This window comes from Mucilaginibacter sp. JRF, from assembly GCF_015223065.1.
Lineage (GTDB): Bacteria > Bacteroidota > Bacteroidia > Sphingobacteriales > Sphingobacteriaceae > Mucilaginibacter.
Genome location: NZ_JADFBY010000001.1, coordinates 738,286 through 759,107 on the forward strand (window position 1 = coordinate 738,286; position 20,822 = coordinate 759,107).

Genomic DNA, 20,822 nt, shown 5'->3' on the forward strand with positions numbered 1-20,822 from the left:
TTTAACAGATGTTTAGGTGCTTTTGTGTGAGCTGAGTATATAATTTAATTTAAATTTACTGTAACCAAACAGCCGTGTTCATGTCTAAAAAGTAATTATCGCCATTATGCTATTTTTAAAACTGTTTCGCGAGAGTTTTTTGTTTGCTTATGATGCCCTTACGCAAAACAAACTGCGCACCTTATTATCCCTGTTAGGGGTAACCATTGGTATATTCACTATTATCGCGGTATTCTCGGCGGTTGATACCCTGCGCGATAATTTGCAAAAGAGTGTTAATAAACTGGGTAACAATAGTATATATATACAAAAATGGCCATGGATATTTGGTAATGATTACCCCTGGTGGAAGTTCATTCAACGCCCGGTACCTAACATGAACGATTACGAGGAGCTGAAAAAACGCAGCCAAACCGCCGCCGCGGTATCGTTTGAAATATATATCGACAGTCGCAAAGTAAAATATAAAAGTAACACTGTTGATGGGGCTACATTGTACGCCGTATCGCACGAGCACTCTCAGGTGTATAATTATGAATATCAGGATGGCCGATATTTTACCGATATGGAATCACGCTCCGGTGCACCGGTTACTGTGATAGGGTATGAGATAGCCAGCCACTTATTTCCGGCAGGCGATGCCATGGGTAAAAAGATCAAGATAATGGGGCGATATGTTACCGTTATCGGGGTATTTAAAAAAGAGGGTGATGATATGCTGGGTATCTCGGCAGATAAGGAGGTGCTGTTGCCCATGAATATGGTGCGCAATCTGATTGATATCAAAGCCGAAAAATATCAACCGCAGATCGTGGTAAAAGGCAAGGAAGGTGTAGCCGAGGCCGAGGTAGAAAGCGAGCTTCAGGGGGTGATGCGTTCTATCAGGCGTATAGCCCCGGGTAAGGAGGATAACTTCGCGCTTAATAAATCAACCCTGTTGTCAAACCAGTTAGATTCGCTTTTTGGTGTGCTTAACAAGGTAGGTTTATTTGTTGGTTGCTTTTCTATTTTAGTAGGGGGATTTGGTATCGCTAATATCATGTTCGTATCGGTGAAAGAGCGTACCAACATCATAGGCATACAGAAATCATTGGGTGCTAAAAACTATTTCATATTATTGCAGTTTTTAATTGAAGCCTTGGCCCTTTGCCTTATGGGGGGTATAATAGGTTTGATGTTGGTGTATCTGCTATCGTTACTTGTTGGCTTAACTGGTTTTGAAGTGGTGATCGGTATGAAAAATATATTGATAGGAGTTTTAGGCTCATTAGCTATCGGTGTAATATCGGGCATAGTACCAGCACTGAGCGCGGCAAGGCTAAACCCTGTTGATGCCATACGTTCAAACTAATTTAAGGCTGATAAACTCAACCCCAATGAAAAGATATTTTATTACAGCCGCTGTGGCTGCTATGTTCATGGCTGCTGCCTGTAACCAACCGGCCTCAAAAAGCACCGAAGAAACAACAACTACCGACACTACCGCCGTAGCTGCAAATGCTACCGACCCGGATAAGAATAATGTGAGCGAAGTGCTGGCCTCCTACATCGCTCTAAAAAACGACCTTGTAAAATCGGATGCTGCCGCGAGCCAAAAAAGCGCGACCAAGTTGCAGCAGGAGCTTATTGAGGTTAAAGGCTGCTCAGAGGCCGCGACACTGGCCGGCGATATTGCCGCTACTGATAAGATAGCCGATCAGCGTAAGGCATTTTTAACATTGAGTAAGGATGTTATCACACTGGCGAAGGGCATCAAAACCGGTAAGCCATCATTCGTGGCGTTTTGCCCTATGGCTAATGAGGGTAAAGGCGGCTATTGGCTATCAGAAGCTAAGGAGATCAAAAACCCATACTATGGCGATGATATGCTGGAGTGTGGCGAGGTTAAAGAAGAACTAAAATAACATCAGTTACTTACACCGCGCATGTTGCGGTGTTTTGATACTTTTTCAAAAAGCGTTTCGGGCAGGAAGGGTTTGGTTAAATAATCATCCATTCCGGCCTCAAACGCTTTGTTGTATGTATCGGGCATAGCATCGGCAGTAAGCGCGATAATTGGTATATGCGGATGCGTACGCTTAATAATACGCGTTGCCTCAAAGCCATCCATAACCGGCATTTGCAAATCCATAATGATCATGCTGTAGGCCTTGGTGTTTGTCAGGTCCACCGCCATTTGGCCGTTAATAGCCTCATCAACATTAGCCTTCCACTTTTTAAGGAATTTTGAGGCGATAAGCAGGTTCATCTTGTTATCGTCAACCACCAAAATGTGTATATCGCTCAAATCCTGCGATGGGGCAGGAGCCGGTTTGTTTTGTGCGTCATGCCCGGTATCAGCAACCGCTTCAAATACAATGTCGATAGTGAATTTAGTGCCTGAGTTAAGTTCGCTCACTACATCAATACTGCCGTTATGCAGGTTTACCAGGCGTTTGGTAATAGCGAGGCCAAGGCCGGTACCGCCAAAAGTATTTTGATGGTGCATATCCTGTACAAACGGATCGAAAATATCGGGCAGGCTTTTCGGGGCTATGCCAATACCGGTATCGCTTATGGTAAAACGGATGCCTGTTGTGTTGTCATCCTCAGTAGTTTTATCAACTTTGATGGTTACGTTACCCTTATGGGTGAACTTTATACTATTACCTATCAGGTTGTTCAGTATCTGGCTCAAACGCACCTGATCGGCCATAATAAGACCGGGAATCTCACTATCCGTTATAAGCTTCAGTTCGATGCCTTGTTGTGCCGCCCTTGGTAAAAAGGTTTGCCAGATGTTTTGTGTAAGTTGCTTTAAGTTTACCGGGTGTTTGATCAGTTCGAATTTACCGGCCTCTATCTTGTTATAATCAAGTATATCATTAATAATGGCCAGCAGGTTATCGCCCGAAAATTTGAGCGTGTGCAGATACTCCAATTGTTCCGGCCTTGGGCTATCGGCCAAAAGCAGGTTGGTGATACCTATCACGGCATTCATCGGTGTGCGTATCTCATGGCTCATGGTCGACAGGAAATCCGACTGGAATTTTGACGAACGTTCGGCATCTTCCTTGGCCGTTATCAGTTCCTGCGTGGCTTTCTGCCTGTCGGTAATATCCTCACCAAGTGATGTTATCTCTATCAATGCGCCATGTTCATCAAAGCTCATGGTGTTTTGCCAGCTTATTATGGCTTCTTTACCATCCTTACAAATTATTGGGTTAATATAATGGCTTTCGTAATTGGTACCATCCAGCCAAACGTTCAGCGTGTTTCTGAATTGCTCGGGCACAAAGGTGTTTATCCAGTTAAGGCCAACAACATCGGCAGGGGTACAGCCCAGTATGCCTGCCAAATGGCTGTTACAAAAAGTAACAATGCCATTTCTGTCAACAGTTAATGCAACCAGTTTTATACCCTCAAGCACCAATTGATACTTGTTTTTAGTGCGTTCAAATTCAAGTTCAGCCTTTTTACGCTCGGTTACATCCTGTAAAGTGCCTATAATTTTACGCAGGACACCATCGCGGCGCATTACTTTACCTATTATGAGGCTTAGGTGTTTAATAGTGCCGTCAGTACCAATTATGCGGTACTCAAACGAGCGCCCAACTGCCGACGACGGTGTTTTTAAAAGCTTGTGAAGCAGCTCACGATCATCAGGATGTACGTGTTTAAAGAACAACCGTACAAAGTTTTTGAGCGCTACGTGCTTTTTCTCTATCTCGTATATGTTGGCTATCTCGTCAGACCATGAAAAACGGTCAAGGGCCTGCTCGTTTTTCCAGTTGCCAATTTTGGCTATGGTTTGTGCTTCTATCAGTTCGGCACGGCTTATCTTGGCCGATTTTTCGGACAAGCGAATTTCCGTAATATCCTGGATAATACCTGATACCCGTTTAAGGCTGCCATCATCATTAAGACTGGTTTCGCCACAAATTATCTTGATATACTTTAAATTTCCCTTGGCGGTTACAATTTTATGCTCAAAGGTTTTGCGGCCATCAAGTCCCAGGTTTTGTATAAAGTTTTTGGTGATGGTAAGATCATCAGGGTGAACACGTGACTGATAGTATTCCTCATGAGTTAAACCATCAGGAATGCCCTTTATCTCCAGCATTTTGTATGCGTTGGGCGACCAATAGGTTTCATTAAGGTTGGCATCGAACCACCAGTTGGCCATTTTGGCTATGCTCTGCGCCTCTAAAAGCAGATCCTGATTATTTTGTAGTGCCTGTTCGTAGTTTTTTTGGTTGGTAATATCAGTAACCGCTACCGATACGCGTTTGGTGTATTTTCCCTGCCTGTCGTGCACCGGGGTAATCTTGGCCGAAAACCATTTATCAACACCAAATATCGATCGAAATTCAATGGTTTTAGGTTGATGATCATTGATCACATGTGTTATAACTTCTATCAGCGGGGCTGCCTTTTCACTGTTGACCACATCGGTCAGCTTGTTCTGAAAAAATACTTTTGGGTCAAAGTGCAATGTTTTTTGCTCGTTGTACCATACATTAAGCATGTGGCCATCCTCGTGTATCTCAAAAACAATATCGTTAATGGAGTTAATGAGCGAATGCAATTGGTTGCGGCTATCGCGCAGTTTTTGTTCGCTTAATTTAAGTGAGTTATTGGTTTTGGTGAGATTATCAACCGCCTTTTTAAACCGTAGGCGGTACACCATCCGCACGATGAAAATAATATAACCCGATGCTGTAAATATAGCCAGTAACCCGCTTAACCACAGTGTGGTTATGTTATGGTTAGGCGTGTTAATGTATGCCGTAAGTACCAGTGCGAGGTTAATGGCTGTAATGGCAACAAACTCGTATTGCTTAATACACAAAAAGGCCAGCCCCATAAATATTACCAGCGAACCAAATATGTATAACGGACTAAACTGCGTAGAACTTAACAACAAATAATTATTGACAACTAAATGCGTTATGATGGTGACGTAAAGGCTCAGCCTGAAATAAATTTTGCTTTTAACAAAGGATAGTCCAATGGCGGCTATACAGGTCGCGCTGCCAATCATCCTGATATACAGCGGGTCAGCATAATCCTTATGACAAAGGAAGTAAAGGGCAGGGCTGGCAATGCACAAAACCAGCAACAAAAGCCGGTATATGCTCCTGTCATTATGTATCAATAATACAAGCCTGCTATTGAGCGACATTGGTCAGTTAACGGGTAAAAAACTTAAACTTAAAATATAAAATGCGGGTTTATGAGTTTGTTAATTAAACATAAAAATTACATTACATAACCCTTATAGCCGATAATAATACACAGATTTATTTACATTTGCTGCACTTACATTTTTTTCTATGTCAGAAATAGCACAACTAATTATAGGCGATAAAACGCACGACCTACCGGTAATAACGGGCTCTGAAGGAGAGAAGGCAATCGATATCTCGAAGCTTCGCGATCAAAGCGGATATGTAACACTTGATATTGGGTATAAAAACACTGGCGCCACAAAAAGCGCCATTACTTTTTTAGATGGGGAGAAAGGGATACTTAAATATCGTGGTTATTCAATTGAAGAACTTGCCGAAAAATCAACCTTTATTGAGGTTGCTTACCTGTTGATATACGGCGAGTTGCCAACTACTACTCAACTTAACGATTTTCAATATCAGCTAAGCCGCCACACACTGGTGCACGAGGATATGAAGAAGTTTTTTGACGGCTTCCCTCAGCGTTCGCACCCAATGGGCCAATTGTCATCATTGGTATGCGCCATGTCGGCTTTTTATCCTGAATCATTAAAATCAAATCAAACTACCGAGGAGGTTAACCTGAGCATTGTTAAAATGCTGGCTAAAATGTCAACCCTGGTATCATGGATCTACAAAAAGTCATTAGGCCATCCGTATATCTATCCTCAAAACAAATACGATTACGTTACCAACTACCTGCACATGACCTTCGGGCAGCGTACCGAACAGGTGGAGATCGATCCGGTAATTGTAAGCGCCATGAACAAGCTGCTTATTCTGCATGCCGATCATGAGCAAAACTGTTCAACATCAACAGTACGTATCGTAGGTTCGTCAGATTCAAATATCTATGCTTCTATCTCAGCCGGTATCTCCGCGCTTTGGGGCCCGCTGCATGGTGGCGCTAACCAGGCGGTTATCGAGATGCTTGAAAAAATACAACAGGATGGTGGCGATACCGATAAATGGATAGCCAAGGCAAAAGATAAGAACGATCCGTTCCGTTTGATGGGTTTTGGTCACCGTGTGTACAAAAACTTTGACCCACGCGCCAAGATCATCAAAAAAGCATGCGACGATCTGTTAGAGAAACTGGGTATTAACGATGAGGTGCTCGAAATTGCCAAGAAACTGGAAGAAGTAGCCTTGAAAGATCCATACTTTGTTGAGCGTAAGCTTTACCCGAATGTGGATTTCTACTCAGGCATCATCTACCGTGCATTAGGTTTCCCTACTGATATGTTCACTGTATTATTCGCACTTGGCCGTTTACCGGGATGGATAGCGCAGTGGAAAGAAATGAAAGAGAACAAAGAACCTATCGGCCGCCCTCGCCAAATATACGTTGGCGAAACCGACAGAGCTTTTGTTGAGCTTGAAAAACGCTAATAACTTTAAATACAGATATGTAAAGCCGGCCTATAAGCCGGCTTTACTTTTTATACGTAATACCGTTCTCCGTCTGCCTTAATACGCCCGGAGTCCAGCAACTCGCGCAAGGCACCTATCTTTTGGTTATCGTTTCCTTTTTTTAGGGATGATATTAGGGTATTAAGGGTCAGAGGTTCAATACTTACCAGTTGTAATATCTCGTCTGCAAGCACTTCGCCAATGTTTTCGTTATCGTGCTTACGTTTTTCTTCGAGGCATACATCGCATACGCCGCATTTGCGGGCATCATCCTCATCAAAATAACCCAGCAACATTTGGCTGCGGCATTTTTTGTGGGTGGCATAGGCTAAAACAGCCTCTACTTTATTACGATATATCTTTTTACGCTCCTCAATATAAGCGCGGTTAATGTACAATTCGGCAGCTTGCAGGCGGGGCTTCAAATAAGTTATTTGCGGCTGATCAGTTTGTTGCAGGTAATTGATGATCTTGTATTCCTGAAGTTGCTTTAAGCCCTCAATAACCTGTTGTACACTCATGTTGGTACGGCGGGCCATTTCAAACTCCTTTACACGCACGTAATTATCAAACGAACCACCGTACGATCTGAGCAATGTTTTTATAAAGGCATCCCAACCCTGGTTTGCTATCTGGAAACTGTAAAGCGTGCTATGGTCAACAATAAAGCGGTAGCGAGAGGGCAGGTATACACTCTCGTTGAATGAAATATATTCATCCTGCTCTAAAAACTTAAGAGCATTAAGCGTTTTAAAAATATCGAGCTTAAAGCGATTACAAAAATCGGTTATATCAAAATCAAAACTTAAACCCGCGCCCGCGCTGTAAGCTATCTGGTACTGATTGGCTAACTGATGATAAACCAGCTTTATTTCATCAACAGATGGAAAGCTGGTTTCAAACTTGCGCTCCTGCTTGTAACGGTCGTTATTATTGTAGAGCAACACGCCGTAGGCTTTTTGTCCATCTCGCCCGGCACGCCCGGCTTCCTGGTAATAAGCTTCGAGGCTTTCGGGTGCATCCTTGTGTACTACAAACCTAACATCGGGCTTATCAATACCCATCCCGAAAGCGCTGGTGGCAACAATAACACGTATGCGATTATCCTTCCATTCCTGCTGATGCAGAGCACGCTGGTCCATCGGCATACCGGCATGGTAGTTAGCGGCAGATATACCGTTATCATTAAAAAAACGGGTAAGCTCAACAGTTTCCTTCCGGCTGCGTACGTATACAATACCGGTACCATTAACACCATTGGCAATGCTGAGCAGTTTGCGCAGCTTATCCTCAGTTTGCTGTACCACATAGCTGATGTTGGGCCGTTCAAAACTTTGCTGAAATACCTTGCAGCCGGGTTTAAAAAGCAGGCGTTCCTTTATATCGTCCTTGACATCGGCAGTGGCTGTTGCCGTAAGGGCTAATACGGGTACTTCGGGTTTAATATCGCGCAGATCGGCAATGTGCAAATAGGGCGGACGAAAATCATAACCCCATTGCGATATACAGTGCGCCTCGTCAATAGCGATCAGGTTCACTTTCATGTACGATACCCGCTCACGAACTAACTCTGATAACAGCCTTTCAGGCGATAGGTATAGAAACTTTACCTTACCGTAAATACAATTATCAAGCGCGATATCTATTTCCCGCTTACCCATGCCCGATACTATGGCCACCGCTTCAATACCTTTGGCCTTCAGGTTCTCTACCTGATCTTTCATCAGCGCTATCAGCGGCGATACCACAATGCAGATACCCTCCATAGCCATAGCAGGCACCTGGAAACATACCGACTTACCACCACCGGTGGGCAACAGCGCGAGCGTATCATTACCCGCCATTACCGAATTGATGATATCCTCCTGCATAGGCCGAAAGGTATCATGTTTCCAGTATTGTTGTAGTATGGTGTGGATTGTCATGCAAATATGGCAAAGCTAAAAACAGTAAATCGTTTCAATATAATTAAATTCGTGGCTTCAATAATTTGACCTTATGAAAAAAGTTTACCCCTTTCTTCTGCTTATCCTGTTAAACCTATCGGCCAGCGCACAAAAATGGAACGTTGAAAATACATCGGGCCAGCCTAAAAAGGTGAATATCACCACCGATGAAGGTACCTGGATGAATGTTGACATTAGTCCCGACGGCAAAACTATAGTTTTTGATTTATTAGGCGATATTTATAGCATGCCCATTACCGGAGGCCGTGCAACCATACTGGCCGGTGGCAGAGCCTGGGAGGTACAACCCCGCTTTAGTCCGGATGGTAACTTTATTTCGTACACCAGCGATAAGGAGGGGGGCGATAACATATGGATAATGAATGCTGATGGCAATAACAAGCATTCTATCACCAAAGAGAATTTCAGATTATTGAATAACGCTTCATGGTCGCCTGATGGTAACTATTTGGTAGCCCGTAAGCACTTTACAGCAAGCCGGTCATTAGGCGCGGGCGAAATGTGGCTGTACTACCGCACAGGTGGCGAGGGTGTACAACTTACCAAACGTAAAAATGACCAGCAGGATGCGGGTGAACCTGTAATATCGCCCGATGGTAAATATGTTTACTGGAGCGAGGATATTACACCCGGCCCGTTCTTTCAGTATAATAAAGACCCATATCCGGGTATATACGCCATTAAACGCCTTAACCGCCAAACCGGCGACATTGAAACCGTTACCGGTGATGCAGGTGGCGCTTGTCGCCCGGAGTTATCGCCCGATGGTAAGTTGCTGGCCTTTGTTAAGCGTGTGCGTTTAAAATCGGTATTGTACCTGCGTAACCTGGAAACAGGCGAGGAGTGGCCGGTTTATGATAGCCTCTCGCACGATCAGCAGGAAACATGGGCCATATTTGGCGTTTACCCCAGCTTTAGCTTTACCCCTGATGGTAAGGGTATTGTGTTTTATGCCAAAGGTAAAATATGGAACCTTGACCTGACGACGCTTAACGCCGTGCAGATACCATTTGAGGTAACTACGCAGCAGGTAGTATCGGAGTCATTGCATTTTCCGCAAAAGGTATTTCAGGAGGAGTTCACTGCCAAAATGATACGCCAGCTCACCACATCGCCTGATGGAAAACTGGTGGCATTTAACGCGGCGGGGCACATCTACATAAAGGAATTACCAAGCGGAAAACCGCAACGCATAACCACTACGGCTGATATGGAATATGAACCCAGTTTTAGCCCGGATGGTAAAACTTTGGTTTATGTAAGCTGGACGGATGAATTGAAAGGTGGCATCAACAAAATTGATCTGGCTACTAAAATAGTTACCCGCCTAACCATTGAAAAGGGCTTTTACTATTCGCCTAAGTTTAATAACAAAGGCGATGTAATTGTGTTCCGCAAGGGCGAGGGTAATCAGGATCTGGGATATGCCTTTGGTATCAATCCCGGTATATATGTTATGGCAGCGGCCGGTGGTACACCAAGGCTGGTGTTGGATAATGGTATCCGCCCGCAGTTTTCGCCTGATGATCAAAAGATATATTACCAAAGCAGCGAGGGCGGCAAAAAGGCCTTTAAGGTGATGGATCTGTTTGGCGGTAATCAGCATACGCTGTATACCTCAACTTATGCCACGCAGTTCAATCCAAGTCCTGATGGTAAATGGATGGCCTTTACTGAACTGTTTAACTGCTACATTACACCGATGACGCAAACCGGTAGTCCGCAGGATCTATCGGCAGGAAACAAGGCTTTACCGTTGAACAGACTAACCCGCGATGCAGGTACTTACCTGCATTGGAGCAAGGACAGCCAAAAACTGATGTGGACGTTAGGGCCAAAGTATTACGCCCGCGATATCAAAAACGCTTTCCCGTATTCAGACGCCAATCCTGATAAGGCACCGGCACTTGATACCAATGCGACTGCCGATATCGGCCTGAAACTGAAAGGCGATCTACCAACCGGAAAGATAGCCTTTACCAATGCCCGCATTATTACCATGAAGGGTGAGGAGGTAATTGCGAAAGGCAACCTTATTGTAGTAAATAATAAAATAACCGCGGTAGGTAAGGCTGCCGATGTTGCCGTACCTGCCGACGCTAAGGTTTACGATATGGCCGGCAAAACCATTATACCCGGCCTGATAGATGTGCACGCGCACCTGCATACCAGCCCCGACGGTGTAACGCCACAGCAGGATTGGAGTTACTACGCCAACCTGGCCTTTGGTGTAACTACCTCGCACGATCCATCAAGCAATACCGAGATGGTATTTAGCCAAAATGAAATGCTGCGCTCGGGGGTAATGGTGGGGCCGAGGGTTTACTCAACCGGTACCATACTTTACGGTGCTGATGGCGATTTTAAGGCCGTAATAAACAGCCTGGATGATGCCCGCTCAAACCTGCGCCGACTTAAGGCGGTAGGGGCGTTCTCGGTTAAAAGCTACAACCAACCACGCCGCGAGCAAAGGCAGCAAGTAATTGAGGCTGCCCGCGAGTTGCAGATGGAAGTAGTGCCCGAAGGTGGCTCAACATACTTTACCAATATGACACAGGTGATAGATGGGCATACGGGCATTGAACATAATATACCCGTTTATCCCGTATACAAAGATGTACGCAGCCTGTGGAACGCTACCAAAGTAGGTTATACGCCAACCCTTATAGTAAGCTATGGTACCCAATTTGGCGAAACTTACTGGTATGACCGTACTGAGGTTTGGAAAAATGACCGACTGTTATCATTCACCCCGCCATCAATGGTTGACGCGCGTTCGCGCAGACGTTCTACATCTGAGTATGGCGATTACGGGCATATCGATGTATCAAAGGCTACCAAATTTATTGCTGATGGCGGTACCAAGGTTAACCTGGGCGCGCATGGCCAAATGCAAGGCATAGGTGCCCATTGGGAGCTGTGGATGCTGGCACAAGGCGGTATGTCGCCAATGCAGGCTTTGCGTTGCGCTACCATTAATGGCGCATCATACCTGGGTATGGATAAGGAGATAGGCTCGCTTGAACCGGGCAAACTGGCCGATCTGGTGGTGCTGGATGAAAACCCCTTAGAAGACATCCGCAACAGCGAAAGCATAAAGTATGTTATGCTGAATGGCCGTTTGTACGATGCCGACTCGATGAATGAAATAGGTAACCGTGAAAAACCACGTCTGCGTTTTTGGTGGCAAATGGGTCGCGGTGGCGATATGCTTAACCTGCCTGTAAACAATACCGAAACGTATTTATACGGCACACAGGATTGTGATTGATCTGCATAAGCAAAAAACAAAAATCCCGTTTACGTAAGTAGCCGGGATTTTTTGTTGTACATAAGCTTGTGCACAGCACATAAAAAAGCCCCTGTTTGTAGCTTATGCAGCATAAACACGGGCCTTTTAAACTTTATGTAGATTTACCTCGAATTTTAATTAATTAGGTGTAGTAAAGGTGATCTTGCGGATGCGCTGGTTTGCATAATCGGCAACGTATAAGTTACCTATCGCGTCAATAGTTAACCCTTGCGGGCTGTTAAACAAAGCGCTGCTTCCGGTACCATCAGCATAACCCGCCGTTGCTGAACCTGCTATTACGCTAAGTACATTATCTGTACCCAGCTTTAATATTCGCCCGGTTGCATCACTTATGTAAAGGTTGCCGCTGGCATCAACAGCTAAGCCGGTAGGGTTGCCAACAACACTTGTATTTTCAGGGCTGCCAACTATGGTACTTACATTGCCGTTAATATCTATCTTCCTGATATCATGGTTAGCAGTTTCGGCCACGTAAATATTGCCCGATGCATCAATAGCCATGGCATTAGGTTTATTAAGCGCTGCATCGGTACCTGCACGATTTATCAGTCCGGTAGTAAGGTTGCCTGCAAAGGTGGTTACTACGGCGGTCGGGTCAATTCTGCGTATCAAACTGTTGCCATTATCAGCCACAAATAAATAACCTGTTGAGGATAGTACTATACTTGCCGGGGTATTGAATGATGCTGATATGCCTGTAGTGTTTTCGCTGCCCGCCACACCGGTGCCCGCAAAAGTGGTAACGGTATTACCGCTTATCTTCCTGATCATGTTATTGCCACGGTCGGCCACGTAAAAGTTGCCGTTGTTATCGCCTACAATACCCGAGCAGGCGTAAAACTGCGCATCGGTCAGGCTGCCATCCAGGTAGCCGATTGATCCCTTACCCGTAAACGTTGTAACCTCGCCTGTTGATGTTACCTTACGGATAGCGCTGTTGTATGAATCGGCTACGTAAATATCACCCGTGTTGTCGGCCCAAACACCCATTGGGTAGTTAAATGATGCTGATGTGCCAGTGCCATCAACAAAACCCGCCGCCGAGTTACCCGCAAGGGTAGTAACCTGCGCATCAATAGTACTTGCCGCGGGTATCTGTATCGTGTAAACCTCACCGTACGATGTGCCTGTGGTGTTTGCGGCATAGGCCCTCACATAACAGGTTGTACCGGCGGTAATATCAGATATAGAACTTGCGAACGCCAGTCTGTTCAATGTTTCGGATGTTTTTGAGTCGGAGATGGTAGGAGTAGAGTTAGTAGTACTCCAGCAAATACCATAGCCCGATATATAATAATCATCACCCGGTACATTACCACCCGACCACACTTTGCCGGTAGCGGCCTCGAAAACGGGTTGCACGGTTGTTACTTCAGGTAGATCATATTGCGTGCTTTTGCTACAGCCCGCCAATGTGAAACCGGTTAGCGCGGTCAGTATTAAAATTTTATATAGATGCTTTATCATGATATGATATGTGATTTTATTGATTCACTGTTAATTGTATAGTGTCGGCTTGCATGGCGGTGAATATGCCATAGCCGTTGGTAATGTTGCCCGGCGGGTTGGTAAGCTGTTGCGATGAGGTATTGGCGTTGCTGCTCAAAACATCATTATACTCCTTGTTAACCGTGAAAAGTATCACCTTATAGGTGCCTTTGTAATTGAGTGTGCGGTAATACAGATCGTACCCGGCCGCTTGCTTACCGTTAATGGTGAAGTTGGCTTGCGCATTGCCCCGTCTGCCATCCAGAATAAAAGGGTATAGCTCATCATTTTTAAATACGAGCACATGGTACAGCGAGTCGGGGTTATTCCATCGGTACACCACGGCAACCGAGTCGGTAGTGCCCGCGCTCGGGAAGTCATCATCAACAGGTACTACAATGGTTGTTGCCGATGCCGTAAAGCCCGTGGTTTTTACAGGCACGGTTGTAGTTGCCGTAACGGTTTCGTTATTGTAGCTGAATGTTAAGCCATAAGTTTTACCTGTTTGTATATAGGCTGCATCGCTGTAAGTGTAGGTGCCGGTAGTAGTTTCCTTTAACGATACCGAATCGGTACCGTTTGAAAGCGTAAGCTTTAAGCCCGAAACCAAGGCACCGTACGATGCCGTATCATCAAAAGCCTTTTGCTGGTATATTTTAACCGATGGTGCTTGCCCCGGCATCAGGTAGGCCACTACCACCGCGCGATTGGCCACTACGGTATTGTCCTCCTTTTTACAACCGAACAGGGCTACGGCCAATAGTATAAAGGCGTATATGTGTTTAAATTTCATGTTATTTTAAATTAAGGCTTAGCGTAACGTTAGGGGTAAAGCCCAGGTATTTTACCACCGTGGTGATCACCTGGTTGTTGCGTATGTAATACTCGTTGTACCAGGTGTTAACGTGGTTGTAAGCGTTGAAGAAAGAGAAACCCAGGCTGCCTTTCTTACTGCCATCGGTACGTAACAGATCATAAGTGGCTGATAGATCGAGGCGGTGGTAGGCAGGCAAACGCTCACCGTTTTTAGCACTTACTGACAGGTAGTTGATCTTGTTACCATCCAATGTGTTGATGGTATAAGTACCCACCGGCGCGGTATACGGGTGCCCGGTGCTGAATATGAATGTTGCCGCGAAGCTCCAGCGCTGCCAGTGATACATGTTCACGGCCTTAAACTCATGGGTAATATCCTGATTGGCCGGGAAATAGTCGGTGCCATAGTTGTCGAACTTGTTTTTAGCTTCGGCAAGGGTATAGCTTAACCAGCCGTTGTACATGCCCGCTTTTTTCTGTAACAAGAACTCCAAGCCTTTGGCATAGCCCGATCCGTTGTAAAAGTTCTCGGTAATTGTGGTAGTGGTATTGCCGCCGCCAAACGGACCACCCATACCCATGCCGCCGCCTTGCTGGCGTATAGAGTATTCGGTTAATCCGCTAAGCTTTTTGTAATAGCCTTCTACATCAAAAAGCCAGTCGTTGGTTTCGTAACCAATGCCACCAATAAAGTGATCGGCTTTGCCAACCGGAATGTTCTGGTCATTGGCCAGTACCCAAAAGTTTCGGTCGCCGCCGGCAACATCCTCACGGGTTACTTTGCTGGTAAACTGATAATAGCGGCCGGTAGCGCCTTTTACAGTTATCCTGTCGGTAAGTTTGTAGGTTAATGACAGCCTCGGCTCATAATACATTTTAGCCGTTGGCGTAAAGTATGTGGTACGGAAACCCGGTTGAATATGCAGTTTATCATTAGGGTCTATCTCCAGCTCAACAAAACCACCTGCTGTTATACCGCTGTTGTGCTGATCGATCAGCGAGGTAGTATCATTTTGAACATAGGTATAATCAATAGATTGCCTTGTTGCAAAGCCGCCAAAATTGACTTTTAATGGTGATACTATCTGCCATTCCCAGTCTGATTTCAGGCTGAAATCGCGCAGCTTATTTTTTTCGAGGATGCCATTGTTAATAGTAGTTGTGGTATTACTATCAGTAATAGTACCTGTAGTACCACGGTTACGATCGCTAAAAAAGCCCGAGTAGCTGGCCACTGTAGAGCCAAATAATTGCCCTGCCGATGTAGTCCATTTTAAACTGCTGCCGGTATTGCCATAATGGGTATTATCGTTAATGTTAAGCGACCCGCCCGATGATGTTTGGAAGGATGGAAGCGTCATCTCCCGGCTATTATCCAGCTTATCGGCGCCGTTATAAAAACTCCAGCTTATATTATTTGAGCCATTGATGGCGTAGTTGTACTTGGCATTCAGATCGTAAAAGTAGGATGATGGGGTGGTTTGGTTGGCGAACCCGCCCGGTCCGCCTCCCATTCCTCCACCCGCTCCGCCGGTAGGGCCACCACTCCCTCCGGGGCCATTGTTGGCAGTTGAAGTATTGAACTGTCCAAAAATTTTGTCGTATAGCGGTCCCTGATATGATCGCCTGAAGGCTACCAATGCCGATGATTTTTCGCCGATAGGTGTTTCGGCATAAATATTAGTGCTCAGTAAGCTCAGATCGCCGCCTATGTTGGCTTCCTTTTTATTGCCATCCTTACCACGTATTTCGGTCACGCTGGATAGGCGACCGCCGTATTTGGCCGAGTAACCGCCTTTGTATAATTCCACATCTCGTACGGCATTGCTGTTAAAGGCACTGAAAAAGCCATATAAGTGATCAACCTGGTAAACGGTGAAGCCATCAAAGGTCACTAGGTTTTGATCGGGCGTACCGCCACGCACATAAGCGCCTGATGATGACTCGTTAGTAGCGCTTACGCCAGGCATCAGCTGGAAGGCACGCATAATATCGCGCTCGCCAATGTTGGGTAATTTGTTAAGCGCGGCAGGGGTAAGTTGCAGTACGCTTACTTTACGGCTATCGGTATTCAACACTCCTTTCTTTCGACCGGTAATGTTTACCTCACTAATGGTATTGTTCATGGCCGGGAACAGGCCATAGCTTACCTGCCTTTTAACGCTGCTGCTATCCAGCCTGAAATAATCGGGTTGATAGCCCACAAAGGTTACCTCAACTACCGATGTATCTGATGGTATATTCAGAATAGTAAAGTTGCCGCTGGTATTGGTTTGTCCGGCCAGCTCGGTACCTCTAACCTTTACGGTAGCGCCCGGCAAAGCCTCGCCTGTTTTTTGGTCGGTAACTCGCCCGCTAAGCGCGAACATGAAATGCTTTGGCGCATGTTTAGCTTCGGGTATGCGTTTTGGGGTAAAATTGCGGGCTGTTTGCTGTAGTTTGTATAATTGCTGTAACCGGGGCAGATCGTCGGGCTGTTGCAGTATATAAACCGTGCCGTCATTCTCTATCCAGTATTGCAGATCGTTTTCGCGGCAAACCTGTTTGAGCACCGCCTGCATAGATTCGTTAAAGAAATGCTCATTGACATCCATCCTGGAGAGCGAATCGCGCTCAAACACGATGGTAATATCGAGCCTGTTCGCAATGGTATCCATGAACTGGTCGAGCGAACAGGTAAAGAAATGGTCGATCTTGGTTTTCTTTAGCTTATCCTTAGTAGTTTGCTGCCCGTAAGCAACGGTGGTGGCTAAGGCGTAAAAAATGGAGATCAATAGTAGTTTTTGCTTCATCAACTTATCAGGGTATGCCCTAAGTTGCAGTTAAGCAGTACTACTATAAAATAAATGAGATAAGGCAGCTTTTTTTGTAGACGAATAAGCCCCTTGTGCCGCAGTTTTAAACGGCTTTTCCCGTCATTCTGCCGATAACATCACGATAATTGTCGCTGTAAGGCACTTCGGCAGTACCTATCTTAATGCGCCCTTTACGTATGGATTGTACATGATCAAGGTTAACGATAAATGACTTATGGGTACGATAAAAACGATCAGCAGGTAATTGCTCCTCCAACGCTTTGATGGTCATGCGGGACAGTAGGGGCTTGGGCTGCCCTTCGCGGTATAGTTTTACGTAATCCTTTAATCCCTCAATATGCGTTATCTCGTGGTGACTTAAACGTACCAGGTTATAATCGGCATATACAAAAAGATGATCGCGGTTTTTGCCGGCTATATCATTAGCCAGGCGACGTTGCTGATCAAAGATGGTTTGAGCCTTGCTGCATGCTTTTAAAAAGCGTTCAAGCGGTACCGGTTTAAGCAGATAGTCGACCACATCAAGCTCAAAGCCATCAACAGCGAATTGGTTGTAGGCGGTAATAAATATAACCAGCGGCTTTTGCACCATACTTTTAACGAGTTGCAAACCGGTGATGCCGGGCATTTGTATATCGCAAAATATCAGGTCTATCTGCTGCTCGTGCATTACCTGCATAGCCTGCGCTGCCGAGCGGCAGCTTGCCACCAATTGTAAACCATCAACATATTTAATGTTATCCTCAAGCAGTTCAAGGGCCAGTGGCTCATCATCAATAATTATACAACGCATACCTACAAAAAGTTAATAAGCCAAAGTAAAAGCGTTTGGCGCACATAAACAGATGTTTTAACATTATTTAACGTGTTCGTCGCTACAATGCTGCCTTTCGTCGAGTATGTTAGCATCTGCAAATCATTATAGGTTTATTTGGATAATGGATAATAATATTACGTTGAAACCCGGTGTGTATAAGATGCTTCCGTTGTTGGTATGGGTTTTATTGCTGTTGCTGCCGTTGGCTACTTCGCCCCTAAACGTGCCCGAGGCTATCAGGTACCGCTTTATAACCCATGTGGTAATTCTTAACAGTTTATTGTTGGTGGTTTTTTACCTGCATACGTATGCCGTTTATCCGCTATTGCAGCGTAAAGGCTGGTTTTTATATATTTTAGGATTGCTGGTACTGTTTGCAGCCTATTGGTTTTGCTGGTACACCACCCGCAGCGAACCACCTAAACCCAACGAGGAGTTCATACGCCACGCCGAAGAAGGTATGCGCCGTATGCAGCCGCCATCGGGCATGGATCAGCCACCCCAACAACACTTTGGGCCACGCTGGGGAGGGCCTGGCGCTTTTATACCCATACTGTCACCCTTTATAGCGGTGTTGTGCAGCTTTTGTTATTTGGTGTTGCTCAATAATGCCGAACGCCAGCAGGCTTTAAAGGAGCGTGAAACAGTGCACCTGCGTACCGAGCTGAACTTTTTACGCTCGCAGATCAACCCTCACTTTTTATTTAATATACTGAACAACCTTACATCGCTGGCCCGCAAACGGTCGGAGCAGATGGAACCCGCCATTATCAACCTGTCGCAACTGATGCGTTATATGCTTTACGAAAGCGACGATAACAAGGTGCCATTGGTAAAAGAAGTAGAATACCTGAAAAGCTACATCGATCTGCAAATGCTTCGCTTTGGCGATGAGGTATCAGTAGCTACCGAACTTGACGAAAATTACGGAGACAACATGATAGACCCCATGCTGCTCATCGCTTTAGTTGAAAACGCCTTTAAACACGGCACCGAAGAAAACGAAAACGCAAGCATCCTGATACAATTAAAAGTAAATCAGCAAACCAATACGCTGCATTTTACAGTGATCAACAGCTTCATAAAATCAGAAAACAAAGAGGACAACAGCGGTATCGGACTAAAAAATCTTCGTCGCCGTTTGGCTATACTTTACCCGCAAAAGCATAGTTTGCGTATTGAAAATAACGGTTTGTTGTTTACCGCGCAGTTAAATATTGAGTTGGAGTAAACCCCTCCTAAATCATCCCCGAAGGGGAGGACTTTAATATCCGCGTCATTGGAGAAACGAAACAATCCTCGAGCGACTTGTCTTGAAGAATGTCCTAAAGAGATTGCTTCGTGCCTCGCAATGACGTGTTTTTTATTTCAATTTTGTCATTTCGACGGAGGAGAAATCTGCACACGTTAATAATCAAGCGACAGATTTCTCTCTCGTACCTCGTCGAAATGACACAAAGTACAATAAAAAGAGCGTAGGCCTGGCAGAAAACCGGGCCAAGGAGTATGGCCTGTGGGTGGAAGGTTTTTTCTGCCTTGACTTTTGGTTACTTTGTGTCTAAGACAAAGTAACTGGCCTCTGCGGCCAAGAGCAGGCTAACTTTCATTAAAGTATAACCCTTAATCAAAGCACTATCTAAAATCGCTTCATTACCTGTCCTGAATTTCTTTTGAGCGATCAAAAGAAACAAAAATCGCCGGCTACGCCCTGCCCGGTGAAAGTTTCTGCTTTGGCAAGGCTTCTGCTGCTCCGGGCATTTCTGATGCCGGTAATAGAGGTTATTTACGGTTTGTGCTGGTGTAAAGTATTATAATCAGTTCAATAATAGAAGCTCCAAACTTAACCACCCCATCATTGTTACTACATTATCAAACTAACAATGAACCGTCTTCAACAAAAACTCGAAAAAATTGGTCGCGACCCAAAGGTGACCGCTAAGGCTGTGGGCTTGCGATATGTGGCTGATACTATGCCCGGGTACACACGTAAGAAATCGGGTAAGGGGTGGAGTTATTATGATGTAGATGGCGCATTAGTTAAGGATAAGGAGCTGATAACGAGGTTTACCAAATTGGTTATACCGCCTGCATACACCAATGTATGGATATCACCTCACGAAAACGGACACCTACAATTTACAGGTGTTGATGCCGCGGGCCGTAAGCAATATCGCTATCACCCGGAATGGAATAAGATACGTAATCAATCAAAATACTATCGCCTGCAAACCTTTGCCGCGCATTTACCAACTATACGTGAACAGGTAGATAAAGACCTTGCCCGCCGTAATCTGGGTTACGAAAAGGTGGTGGCTCTGGTTGTACGGCTGATGGAGCTGACCAGCATACGTGTAGGTAATGAATCGTACAAAAAGCTATATGGTTCATTCGGACTTACTACCTTGCAGGATAAGCATGTGAAAATTGAAGGCTCGAATATGCGTTTTGAATTTAAGGGTAAAAAGGGCGTCTATCAAAAAATATCACTACAAAGCAAAAGACTGGCAAGGCTGGTTAAGCAATGCCGGGATATACCGGGCAAGGAGCTTTTTCAGTTTTACGATGAGGATGGCAACCGCTGCACCATTGATTCGGGCGATATTAATACCTATCTCAAAAACATTACTGGTGAGGATTTTACCGCTAAGGATTTCCGTACCTGGGCAGGTAGTGTGAGTGCGCTGTTCGCTTTTAGGCAAGCGGGGGAGTTTGATAATGCTTCGGAGTGTAAAAAGAAGATAGTTAGTGTGTTGGATGAAGTGGCAGTTGTTTTAGGTAACACCCGTACGGTATGTAAAAAGTACTATGTGCATCCATCGGTAATTAAGAGCTATGAGGATGGTACCTTATCAAAATACATCAGCCATTTGGATGAGGAAAAAGATGTAAAGGCATCAGAACTTACCACTGCCGAAAAAGCCCTGCTACATATACTCGAAAACGAAAAGCTGGCTCAGGCAAGCTAAACAGGCAGATAGCCTT

12 protein-coding genes are annotated in these 20,822 nt (G+C 45.1%); 6 read left to right on the forward strand and 6 right to left on the reverse strand.

Going from position 1 to position 20,822, the window contains the following annotated elements:
• Nucleotides 1–106: 106 nt before the first annotated feature.
• Both IM792_RS03025 and IM792_RS03030 read left to right on the forward strand, forming a co-directional pair.
• On the forward strand, nt 107–1,351 hold the full coding sequence (locus tag IM792_RS03025; protein ID WP_194100180.1) for an ABC transporter permease: 1,245 nt from the start codon (nt 107–109) through the stop codon (nt 1,349–1,351).
• A 25-nt stretch (nt 1,352–1,376) separates the two neighbouring features.
• Nucleotides 1,377–1,904 carry a DUF3347 domain-containing protein gene (locus IM792_RS03030; protein WP_194100181.1) on the forward strand — a complete coding sequence of 176 codons (528 nt, stop codon included), beginning with the start codon at nt 1,377–1,379 and terminating at the stop codon, nt 1,902–1,904.
• A 2-nt stretch (nt 1,905–1,906) separates the two neighbouring features.
• Here IM792_RS03030 and IM792_RS03035 read toward each other — a convergent pair whose 3' ends face one another.
• Nucleotides 1,907–5,164: a PAS domain-containing hybrid sensor histidine kinase/response regulator gene (locus IM792_RS03035; RefSeq protein ID WP_194100182.1), complete on the reverse strand. Its 3,258-nt coding sequence runs from the start codon at nt 5,162–5,164 to the stop codon at nt 1,907–1,909.
• Between the two features lie 151 nt (nt 5,165–5,315).
• Between IM792_RS03035 and IM792_RS03040 the strand changes: the two genes are divergently transcribed.
• Nucleotides 5,316–6,602, forward strand: coding sequence for a citrate synthase (locus IM792_RS03040; protein WP_194100184.1), 1,287 nt, complete (start codon nt 5,316–5,318; stop codon nt 6,600–6,602).
• A 50-nt stretch (nt 6,603–6,652) separates the two neighbouring features.
• Here IM792_RS03040 and IM792_RS03045 read toward each other — a convergent pair whose 3' ends face one another.
• Nucleotides 6,653–8,548 (reverse strand): ATP-dependent DNA helicase RecQ, encoded by a 1,896-nt coding sequence (locus IM792_RS03045; RefSeq protein ID WP_194100186.1) that lies wholly within the window; start codon nt 8,546–8,548, stop codon nt 6,653–6,655.
• Nucleotides 8,549–8,621: 73 nt separating this feature from the next.
• On the opposite strand from IM792_RS03045, the gene IM792_RS03050 reads away from it, so the two are divergent.
• Nucleotides 8,622–11,861 (forward strand): amidohydrolase family protein, encoded by a 3,240-nt coding sequence (locus IM792_RS03050; RefSeq protein WP_194100187.1) that lies wholly within the window; start codon nt 8,622–8,624, stop codon nt 11,859–11,861.
• A 159-nt stretch (nt 11,862–12,020) separates the two neighbouring features.
• Here IM792_RS03050 and IM792_RS03055 read toward each other — a convergent pair whose 3' ends face one another.
• From IM792_RS03055 to IM792_RS03070, 4 genes are all read right to left on the reverse strand, one after another.
• Entirely contained in the window at nt 12,021–13,370 is a 1,350-nt protein-coding gene (locus IM792_RS03055; protein WP_194100189.1) for an NHL repeat-containing protein, read from the reverse strand.
• A 16-nt stretch (nt 13,371–13,386) separates the two neighbouring features.
• Complete coding sequence (locus tag IM792_RS03060; protein ID WP_194100190.1) at nt 13,387–14,184, reverse strand: DUF4249 family protein; 798 nt, start codon at nt 14,182–14,184, stop codon at nt 13,387–13,389.
• A gap of 1 nt (nt 14,185) precedes the next feature.
• Nucleotides 14,186–16,999 carry a TonB-dependent receptor gene (locus IM792_RS03065; RefSeq protein ID WP_194100191.1) on the reverse strand — a complete coding sequence of 938 codons (2,814 nt, stop codon included), beginning with the start codon at nt 16,997–16,999 and terminating at the stop codon, nt 14,186–14,188.
• Nucleotides 17,000–17,105: 106 nt separating this feature from the next.
• Nucleotides 17,106–17,816, reverse strand: a complete 711-nt coding sequence (locus IM792_RS03070) for a LytTR family DNA-binding domain-containing protein (protein WP_194100192.1) — start codon at nt 17,814–17,816, stop codon at nt 17,106–17,108.
• Between the two features lie 145 nt (nt 17,817–17,961).
• On the opposite strand from IM792_RS03070, the gene IM792_RS03075 reads away from it, so the two are divergent.
• Nucleotides 17,962–19,071 (forward strand): histidine kinase, encoded by a 1,110-nt coding sequence (locus tag IM792_RS03075; RefSeq protein ID WP_194100193.1) that lies wholly within the window; start codon nt 17,962–17,964, stop codon nt 19,069–19,071.
• A gap of 649 nt (nt 19,072–19,720) precedes the next feature.
• On the forward strand, nt 19,721–20,806 hold the full coding sequence (locus IM792_RS03080; RefSeq protein WP_194100194.1) for a DNA topoisomerase IB: 1,086 nt from the start codon (nt 19,721–19,723) through the stop codon (nt 20,804–20,806).
• Nucleotides 20,807–20,822 lie beyond the last annotated feature (16 nt).